Genomic DNA, 9,551 nt, shown 5'->3' with positions numbered 1-9,551 from the left:
TCCACGCTGCGCGTGGAGGAGAGAACCGCCTCGCTGCGCTGGCGGGGCTCGGCTTCGCCGAGCCAGGGCCTGCTCTTCGGGCCGGGGTCCTGCGCTTCGCTTCGGACTGTTCGGGTTCCGCTTCGCTGCACCCGAACGAGGTCCGCTTCGCGGACCCGGGCCTCCCGTACTGCGCACGGGAGGTGACCTCGTTTCACGAGGTCCGGGCCTTCGGCCCGTTGAGCGGGCCCGCTGCGCTCCCCCGCCCTGGTCCTTCCGGCTCCGCCTCCAGGACTTGAGGCCCGCTTCGCGGGCCTGGCTGGCAGCAGGGCGGGGGCTGGGGTGTTTGCTGTGGGCGACGCCCGGTCAGGGTGCGAAGTACCAGCAGTAGAGAGGCTGACGAAGGCCCTGTGCCGTGCGGGCCAGGCCCGCCAACTCCGTCAGGATCTCGACCGCTGTCTCGGCTGGCACACCCTCGTCCTTGACCGCGGCGAGCTCAGCCCATGCACCCGCAGCCTCAACGAGCCGGCCGCTGCTCGCCTGCACCAGAGCGGAGCACAGCCCGGAAGGCAGCTGGAACACCGTGAAGCCGTCATTCTTCATCGGCACCACATCACGCGAGCCTGTACCCACACCCTCTGCCAGCAGGACCTCCCAGTCCGCCACCGCATCGTCAGGGTAGAAATCCGCGCACGCGAACGAGGGAAACCCATGACGGCGCTGCCGCGGCCCAACCTGAGCAGCCACCTCATCATCCGGTGCCACGAAGAACTCGACAGTGATAGGCATAACCCGATCATGCCAGCCCCACCCCGCAGGTGTGATTCATTCTGATTCCCAGATTGAAACTGGCCTAGGGGGTATGTCGCGCTGAGGCCCAGCTCGCAGAGTGGGGTCGCCAGCCAGGGGCCATGGCGCCACTGACCAACCGGCCTGCACAGGCCGCCTGTTGTGCAGCGGAACTCATCTGGGATTCGGGACTGGTCTGGGGCCCTGCGCTCGGGTCGTCGGCTTGGGTTCCTGCAGGCCAGGGGGCAATAGCAGAGTTAAGGGGTGTGTTCGGGCTGGTCAGAGGGTGCTTCACAACATCGTGTGGCTCGGTATATCTGCGCACTGCGCAGGTTGACCGAGCCTTCTTCAATGGGCGCAAGGGCGGCTTGCCTTCGGGGGGCCACTGGGTTCGGTGGAGGGGGCGGGGTGCATCCGCGCCATGTAGACGTGCGGTTCGTCGGGCCGGACGGGGTCATGCTCCAGAGGCCGTGGCGGGCAGCCATCGGGGAGCTGCGCCTCATGGAGTGCGCGATGGTGCGTGGTTTCCCGCTGCGGCGGGGGCGGCGGTTGGCTCCGGGGTGGTGGTGGTCAGCGACCACCGGCCGTCTGGTGGGGTACGGGAGCGCGGCTATGCGGGACGCGGTCATGATGCTGGATCAGAATCCGCAGGTGGCGGGCATGGTGAGCCGTCCCCTGGAGTTCGTGTGGGAGGAGCGGGGGCGGATCGTCACCCACGCCCCTGACCTGGCCGTGAGCATGGCTGACGGGGGCATTCGTCTTGTGGACTGCCCCGGGAGCGGCGGACCGTCCGCACGGCTCGTTGGCCGGGCGCGGGTGGTCGGGGCGTGTGCTCGGGACGCGGGCTGGGAGCACCTGTTCGCGGACACCGCGGATCCGGTCGTTCTGGCCAATGCGCGCTGGCTGTCGGTCTACCGGCATCCGCGGTGTTCGGTGACTATCCCCGCCTCCCGGCTGCGCGCAGCGTTCGCCAAGCCCACCACGTTGGGCGAGGGTGCACTCCGGCTCGGAGACCCGATCGCCACACTGCCGGCCGTCTACCACGGGCTCTGGAACGACCTGCTGAGCATGGCCTGGGACCGCCCCCTGAGCGAGGAGACCCCCGTGACCGCCGTGCCAACCGGTCGGCGGAAGGAGCTGGAGCAGTGAAACGTCCGGTAGACGTCGTGGAAGTCGGGGACCGGATCCGGTTCGACGGTGGCGTCCACGTCCTGGCCGGTCTGGACGGGCCGCGCTGCCGACTGGTCGCCGAGGAGGGCTCCAGAGTGCAGGTGCTGCTGCTCACCCAAGTACTCGGTGCGCAGGACTTCGCCGTCCTGGAACCCCGCCGGCCCGGGCGGTCGCGTGTTCCGGTACACGGCCCGCTGGACGGGCTTGAGCCCGCGGTCCGGGAGAAGGCCCTGGCCTGGGAGCGGCACATCCTGGAGGTCGAGACTGGGCACATCGGGCCCCACCGGGACTGGCCGTCTCGACCCGGGTACGACCCGGCCGTGTACGGGCTTGCCGAGCGCGAGGCGACCAAGGCCGCCGAGCTGACCGCGGCCGGAGAGCAGGTCAGCGTGGCCACCGTGCGCCGGATGCGAGCCCGCTACCGCGAGCAGGGGGTGTGGGGTCTCGTGGACGGTCGCCTGACGCGGGAGCGGTCCGCGTTCGGGCGGGCCGATCCGCGGGTGGTGGCCGCGATCAAGCGGGCGCTGGAGGAGCAGCAGGGGCGTTCGACGGGGACGTTGAGCCGGCTGCGGCGCCAGGTGGGATGGTTACTCGAAGACGCCCACGGGCCCGGAACAGTGGCGGTGCCGCCGGTGGCCACGTTCAACCGGCTGGTGCGCTCCGTCGCCGAGCAGGAACAGCTCGCGCTGACAGCCGCCGGCCATCGGCGGCGGGCATCCCGGCCGGTGCCGGTGTTCACTCCGACGGTCGCGACGCTGCCTGGGGAACTGGTGATGATGGACAGCACCCTGCTGGACGTGATGGTCATGTGCGAGGACGGCCAGGCGCGGCGGCCGGAGCTGACGATGGCGGTGGACGTGGCAACCCGCAGCATCACCGCGGCCGTTCTGCGCCCGAAAGGCACCAAGGCAGTGGACGCGGCCGTGTTGCTGGCACAGACACTGGTGCCGCAGTCGATGCGGCCCGACTGGCCCGAGTACCTGTCCATGGCCGCTTCCATCATCCCCTACACGCGGCTCGCCTCCATCGACGCCCGCGTGCAGGGGGCCGCGGCCAGGCCGGTGATCCGGCCCTCAACCGTGGTCATCGACCAGGGCAAGGTGTTCGTCTCCCGCTGCTTCCTCGCCGCCGCCGAGCACCTGGGGATCTCGGTCCAGCCCTGCCCGCCCGCGTCCGGGTACGCCAAGGGGCATGTGGAGCGCGGCTTCGGGGCGATCGGCACGCTGTTCGCGCAGTACGTCGCCGGATACACCGGAAACCACCTCGCGGCGCGCGGCAGCAGCGTGGAGGACGAGGCGTGCTGGACCCTGCCCCAGCTGCAGGACCTGCTGGACGAGTGGATCGTCTGCGGATGGCAGGAACGCCGCCACGAGCGGCTACGGCACCCGCTCATGCCCCGCCTGACCCTCACCCCCAACGAGATGTGGGCCGCGCTCACCGGCATCGCCGGACACGTACCCGTCCCCCTGACAGGCGCCGACTGGACCGAACTGCTGCCATCCCGGCGCTGCGCGATCACAGACGAAGGCATCCGATTCGAACACCGCACCTACGACGGCCCCGCACTCAACGGACACCGGCACCCCTCCACCGCCGCGGACGGCAAATGGGAGGTCCACCACAACCCCTACGAGCCGTGGCGGTGCTGGGTCAGGCTCCCCGACGGCTGGGCGCAGGCCGACTGGATCCACCGAGGGTTGGTATCGCAGCCGTTCACCGACACCACCTGGCGGCACATCCGCAGCGTGGTGGCACGGCGCGCAGACCGGGCCGAACACGAAGAACACCTCGCCCGCCGCCTGGACGAACTCCTGCGCCGCGCCCACACAGGCGCCGGGGGCTCGAGCGCCGCCGGTATCGCCAGCGTCCCGGGCCAGCGGACAGGAGCCACGCGCACACGGCGACGGACTGCGGACACGGACCCGCCGAACGGCGCCGCCGAGCAGTTGCCGCCCGCGGACGGGGACACCTGCATCACCTCCGACTCGGATGCCGCCGGCGCCGCGGTATCGGCCAGGGCGTGGAACATCTTCGACGCGCACCAGGAGGCACAGCAGTGGTGACGGACGCCGACCAAGAGACGCACGACGATCCGTACGCGTCACCAAGTACCTGGCGCGAGTGGACACGGTTCGTCGACACCGAACCACCATGTCTGCCCGGGACCGGCCCCTGGAACGCCGAGGAACGCCTGGACTACCACTCCCGATTCGTAATCCTGTCCACCCCCATCATGGCCAAGATCTCCCTCACCCTGCGCCGGCTGATGATCCTCAACCGGCGGCACAACGGCACCGCCCGGCGAGGGCTGCTGATCTCCGGGCCACCGACCACCGGAAAGACCACCACCCTGCAGCAGCTCGGCCGGTCCTTCCACCTCGCCGACCGCGCCCGCCACGGCGGCCTCGACGAGCGCCTGCCAGTGGTGTTCCTGTCCGTCCCACCGGCCGCGACCCCGAAGATGCTCGTATCCGAACTGGCCCGATTCCTCGACCTGCCCATCACCACAAGCATGAACCAGGCCCGCATCACCGACATCGTCTGCGCCACCCTGCACCAGCTCGGCACCCGGCTCGTCCTGGTCGACGACGTCCACCTCCTCAACACCCGGACCCGCAACGGCGCCGAGACCTCCGACCAGATGAAACACCTCAGCGAACGCATCCCCGCGACGTTCGTCTACGCGGGCGTCGCCCTCGACGCCTCACCCCTGCTGACCGGAGTCCGCGGCACCCAGATCGCCGGCCGCTTCAAGACCGTCCGCAACCCTCCCCTGCCACACGGCAGCCCCGCCCAGCGCACAGCCTGGGAAGGACTGATCCAGGGCATGGACCAGGCGCTGCGACTGGAAGCCCACCACAAGGGCGCACTGGTCCGGCACGCCCCCTATCTCCACCACCGCACCGGCGGCCGCATCGGAAGCTTGTCCGCCCTCGTACGGGAAGCAGCGATCGCCGCCATCCTCGACGGCACCGAGAAGATCACCAAGCAGCTCCTCAACGACATCGACCTCGACGAACTCGCCGAACACACCCCCGGCACCCAAAGGCGGCGCTGACATGCCCCGAGCGCTGCCGGACCTGTCCCACCAGGCGCTGTTCCCCATCAGGCCCCTGGCCTTCGAAACCAACGCCTCATTCCTCGAACGCCTCGCCAGGGCGCACCGCCTCACCACGACCGAGCTCCTCGACGGGCTGCGCATACGCCGCCCCAAGATCTCCCCAGACCGCCAACGGATCCACGGCCCTCACGCGCCCACCGAGCTTTACCTCAACGCCAGCGCACGCACTCGCGTCAGCCAGTACACCGGCATCCCCGAGGCTCACCTCGCTCACGCCCTGCCCTGCTGGCAAGGACACCAGGACCGCGGTCCCGCCACCGCGACACGTCCAGGCGGCACCATGCGCCCCTCCGACCTGCCGGCCGTCACCGGATGCCCTCACTGCACCATCGCCCGCACCGGGCAAACCCGCCCCGTCCTGCGCTACCTCCCCCACCAGCACCTCGTGTGCGGCCGGCACCGCACCTGGGCACTGGGCCCCCACACCCTTCAGGACATGACCGTCCCCCACACCCACGTCCTCCTGCACAAGACTCCCGAGATCGTCCTCGCACACCACGCCCACCTGCGGCTGGTACGCCGCTGGGGACCAGACGCCGACGAGGCCATCACCCAGGCAGCCGGGCTCACCGAACACTGGCGCCGCCACGCCCCCAAGGCCGAACGAATCTGGCCCGCCCGCGCCCGACTCATCGGCAACGGGAAGGACACCTCCATGTGGGAAGTCCTGGCCCGCGAAGCGATCACCTACCCCGAAACCATCACCCTGGCCGGGCTCCTCGTCCGGCGGCCCTCAGCCCGCTACCACCGCACCCGGCCCGGCCAACCCCACCCCTTCCACGAAGTCGTCGCCCGGAGTCTGAACCGCCGGTGGCTCCAAGACCCCACCTACTACCCCGAAGACCTCTCCCACTTCATCCGGCACACCCCACGCCACCCCGACCACCCCACCGCCTACCGCCACCACACCAAGCCCACCCCCGGCCACCGACCAGACACCATCGAACTCACGCAACTCGGCTACCAACCACCCCCACCCCAGACCACCAGCCGCAGACAACGAGCCAGATGACGCCCAGAAACCGCCACACCGAGCCCACCCCAGGCCACCCACCAAGGCCAGATGGCTATCGATCACAGTTCGGACGGCCCAAGGCTCACCAGTCGGAAGGGCTGTCCTTCCTGCTCAGCGACGACGACCCCTGACTCGCCCTTGCAAATCCAATGGACACCGACGCGCCAACTGAAATCTCCTGGCGTACTGGCAGAAGCCCTCAGGATGAAACGCTCGGGTTCCAGATGCGAGACCCCGTACGGGAAGTCCGGCACACCCTCGGCCGGCCTCACCACAGGCGTTGGACCGCCGAGATCCACCTCGAAGGTACGCTCCTTTGGAATCTCGAAATAGGAATCGTTCAGTTCATCCTTCAGCCGGAACACGTAGCCGATCGGGGGCGGGGTGCAACGTGACTGCACCTGCACGTCGAGCTTGGTGAGGATCACAGCACGATCAACGGCAGCTTCGACAAACACGCGCACGACACACTCGTGGATGCTCACCAAGTCCAGGGAACGCACCGCTGTCAGATCCTCGGGAAGAGGGCCAACATGTCCTACAAGGATCATCTCCTGTTCAGTCCGCACAGTGAGCGGAGCTTGCGGTGTAGGGACCAGTACGGCATCTCGACCACGCATGATGGCCTTATCGGCGCCACGAGCCACGATCCCGCCGAGAGCTGAGGCGAGACCCGCGAGGACTGCAGCCACGATCCACTTGCCCACACCAGGTACAGCGACGGCTACAGCAACTGCAGCCAGCAACAGGGCGACGACGCCCACCCGCAACCAGAATCGACGAGACCCCACAGCTGCCACCTTCGACGCTTCTCCCGAGGCGCCATCGTGCCTGACGATCCACGTCAGGGAACGGACGAGACACACCTGGTTTCACTGAGAACCGACGCAACTCACCCCAGGCCCCACCCAAGCGCAGCGACACCCCCTGGCCACATACCAAGGACCAGTGAAACTGCGCAGCAACCAAATGACCTGCGCAACCAGGCCCGGTCCCAGAAACACCGCAGGTCAGACAGCTATCATGCCCAGACTCTGAGCAGATTCAGTGAGCCAGCACAGCCCCCAACTCGCTCAGTCAACCTGCACATCCCCAGGTCAGAAACGTGCCTACTGCGCAGATTCACTGACCAACGACACCCTCAGTCAATCTATTTTACGAGTTGTAGCGCTGGACGGACAGGTTCCGTCGTGCTTTTACCCCCGTTAACGCCAATGGGGGCCAGGCCAAAGACGAAATCATTGAGTTCGTCGGGGCGGATATTCATGGCTTTTGCAACGTCGAAGTGGCTCATGTGTGCCGCTCGGAGCGCTTCGAATACCTTAGTGAGAATCTGACTGCTTTCCCTGACAAGGCTGGAACCGGGCTCACCTCTGCGGTATCCCATTTGCGAGAGCTGTTTGGCCGTCTGATGGTATTTCCACTCGGAGAGCTGCCCCAGGGTGCGCAACCGGTAAGCAAGGGCCATGGCAGATACTCCCCATCGACGCTTGGCGCTCAAGATTCGCTCCACGCTGGGCTGGTCGAGCTGCTGGGCGAGGATGCCAGCCTTCGGCATGAGGAAGGCGGAAGCGAAGGCGTCGGCTTCGGCTTCTGCGGTCGGCCCTGAGGGGCTCTCTGGGCCGCTGTGTAGGACGAGGTGGCCCAGCTCGTGGGCGACGTCGAATCGGCCGCGCTCGCTGCTCTTGCGGGTGTTCAGGAGGATGTAGGGCACGCCCTGCTTGGTCGTGGAGAACGCGTCGATGTCGAGGCAGTCGGGAGCCAACGAAAAGATGCGCACTCCGTGTGCTTCCAAGAGGTGGACCGTGTTGGGCGCGGGCGCTTCCCCCAGACCCCAGTCTGCGCGTACCTGCTCGGCCGCGGCTTCCGGGTCCATGCCACCGTAGGCTGGCACGTCGGGGCGAGGAAGCGCGAAGTGGGCTTCGAGCCACTGGTTCAGGGTCACTGCGATGGCACCGCAGCTCAGCGCGCTGTCCCGCTCGACTGCGCTCATCTTGCTGGGGGCTCGGAAGCTGACGGCTCCAACCACTACGTCGGGCGCCGGCTCGGCACGGAAAAAACCGATGGGAAAACCGAGGCTATAGGCGAGTGAGGAAAGCGTCTCCTCCGATGGGACTTTCCTGGAGTTCTCGAACGCGGTGATGCTCTGAGCGGAGATCCCGGATTCACGGGCCAGCGCAGCAAGCGTCATGCGCCGCCTTTTTCGAGCCAGTACAAGCCTCTCGGGGGTGAACACTTTCCTCAACTCCCGTTTTCTTTGGATCAGCCGGTGAACTGCACCGGAATGTGCACGCCGTTGTCGTCGTCCGGGGCATCGAGAATCTCGATGTTGACTCCGGGGTCAGGAAGGGTGAACAGCGGAAGACGCACACTCCACTCGTTCACGTACTTCCCTTCCATCTTCACAGGAAGGGAGAGCTCAGCAGCCAGACCCGCCGCAGTGCGCTCGTACAGAAGGAACCACAGAGGCATCTCGTCCAGCTCACCGCCGAACTCCATGTCATCACGTGACAGCAGGACGCCTTGGCCGGTGCGCCGTTCGAACTTGGCGTTGTTCTCCACGATCACCGCCATCGCGCGCCCCTTCGGGTTCTTCGAGCGCACGGGCCGCTCAAGGTCCCCGACCCCGCCGGCCCCACTGATCGCAGTGATCGCGTGGGTAGCGGCCGGGTGGACCACGCGCAGGATGCTGTCCCTTCGGGTGTACTTCCACGGGGGCGACTCGTTCTTGCGATCCGTGAGGTGTTCCGCAAGGTAGCGGTTTGCCCTGCTCCAGAACGTAATGCCCGGCATGGACGGAGCATCGAACTCAGTGGACATCTTCGCCTGACTGGCCGCCCACCCCAGAGCATCCTCGAAGATCTGCTTGGTCACCCCTAACTGTGCGAGTCGCGCGTCGAGCTGCATGGCTTCAATGCCGGCCATAGACAACCTCCCTGACTAGGTTTCATAAACCGTACCTCACATCAGGTCAGATTTTTGAAACCTTTGCGATCATTGCACGTCAGTTCGATTTTGTCATCTCAACTGCTCCAACTCTCGCCCGCAACCGATGAGATGAACCGCCATCGGGCAGTATCACGGTCGTGTAGTGGGCGGGATGGCGGTCTCCGGCTCGGCATCCACGCCGGGACAGCGGGGGCGGATGGACACGCCTGCCCAGGTCGCGGCCAGATCGAACCCATCAATCGACTAGCAGGCCTTGAGCCCGACAAGCCCCGGCGCGGGGCAAGGACGGGGGCCGGCCTCGGAGCGACGGCTACGCGAGCCGCTCCGTCCCGCACGGGCCGGCCCGGCCGACGACCCCAATGCGGCGAGAGCGGCTGCCACGCGCTCCTCCGAAGCTCGCCCCCACTGCCGAATGCAGCGCGCGACGATGCGCAAACCACTGGCGGTGGTTACGCAGCGGATAGGGCTTAGAGGCCCCCGCGAGGACCCATCCTCCGGTGACCGGGGGGAAAGCAGAAATCACCTCCA

At 67.3% G+C, this 9,551-nt stretch carries 8 protein-coding genes; 4 read left to right on the top strand and 4 right to left on the bottom strand.

Going from position 1 to position 9,551, the window contains the following annotated elements:
• Positions 1-345 precede the first annotated feature (345 nt).
• Positions 346-768, bottom strand: a complete 423-nt coding sequence (locus tag OG861_RS34150) for a hypothetical protein (RefSeq protein ID WP_330260906.1) — start codon at positions 766-768, stop codon at positions 346-348.
• A 456-nt stretch (positions 769-1,224) separates the two neighbouring features.
• On the opposite strand from OG861_RS34150, the gene OG861_RS34145 reads away from it, so the two are divergent.
• Genes OG861_RS34145 through OG861_RS34130 form a run of 4 tightly spaced genes read left to right on the top strand, consistent with a single transcriptional unit; the run spans position 1,225 to position 6,071 of the window.
• Positions 1,225-1,917 (top strand): TnsA-like heteromeric transposase endonuclease subunit, encoded by a 693-nt coding sequence (locus OG861_RS34145; protein ID WP_330260907.1) that lies wholly within the window; start codon positions 1,225-1,227, stop codon positions 1,915-1,917.
• The gene (locus OG861_RS34140) at positions 1,914-4,001 is read left to right on the top strand and encodes a transposase (RefSeq protein ID WP_330260908.1); all 2,088 of its coding nucleotides are present in this window, start codon (positions 1,914-1,916) and stop codon (positions 3,999-4,001) included. The genes OG861_RS34145 and OG861_RS34140 overlap by 4 nt, the downstream gene beginning before the upstream one ends.
• On the top strand, positions 3,995-4,996 hold the full coding sequence (locus OG861_RS34135; protein ID WP_330261941.1) for a TniB family NTP-binding protein: 1,002 nt from the start codon (positions 3,995-3,997) through the stop codon (positions 4,994-4,996). Before OG861_RS34140 ends, OG861_RS34135 begins: the two co-directional genes overlap by 7 nt.
• A gap of 1 nt (position 4,997) precedes the next feature.
• Entirely contained in the window at positions 4,998-6,071 is a 1,074-nt protein-coding gene (locus tag OG861_RS34130) for a hypothetical protein (protein ID WP_330260911.1), read from the top strand.
• A gap of 62 nt (positions 6,072-6,133) precedes the next feature.
• Here the strand turns inward: OG861_RS34130 and OG861_RS34125 are convergent, their stop codons facing one another.
• The 3 genes from OG861_RS34125 to OG861_RS34115 all read right to left on the bottom strand — a co-directional run bounded on the left by OG861_RS34125 (position 6,134) and on the right by OG861_RS34115 (position 8,999).
• The gene (locus OG861_RS34125; protein ID WP_330260912.1) at positions 6,134-6,559 is read right to left on the bottom strand and encodes a hypothetical protein; all 426 of its coding nucleotides are present in this window, start codon (positions 6,557-6,559) and stop codon (positions 6,134-6,136) included.
• 665 nt (positions 6,560-7,224) lie between these two features.
• Positions 7,225-8,310, bottom strand: a complete 1,086-nt coding sequence (locus OG861_RS34120; RefSeq protein WP_330262047.1) for a helix-turn-helix domain-containing protein — start codon at positions 8,308-8,310, stop codon at positions 7,225-7,227.
• Between the two features lie 26 nt (positions 8,311-8,336).
• Positions 8,337-8,999 carry a hypothetical protein gene (locus tag OG861_RS34115; protein WP_330262046.1) on the bottom strand — a complete coding sequence of 221 codons (663 nt, stop codon included), beginning with the start codon at positions 8,997-8,999 and terminating at the stop codon, positions 8,337-8,339.
• Between the last annotated feature and the right edge of the window lie 552 nt (positions 9,000-9,551).

Source organism: Streptomyces sp. NBC_00539, assembly GCF_036346105.1.
Lineage (GTDB): Bacteria > Actinomycetota > Actinomycetes > Streptomycetales > Streptomycetaceae > Streptomyces.
This window is presented reverse-complemented; position numbering and strand designations above follow the sequence as displayed.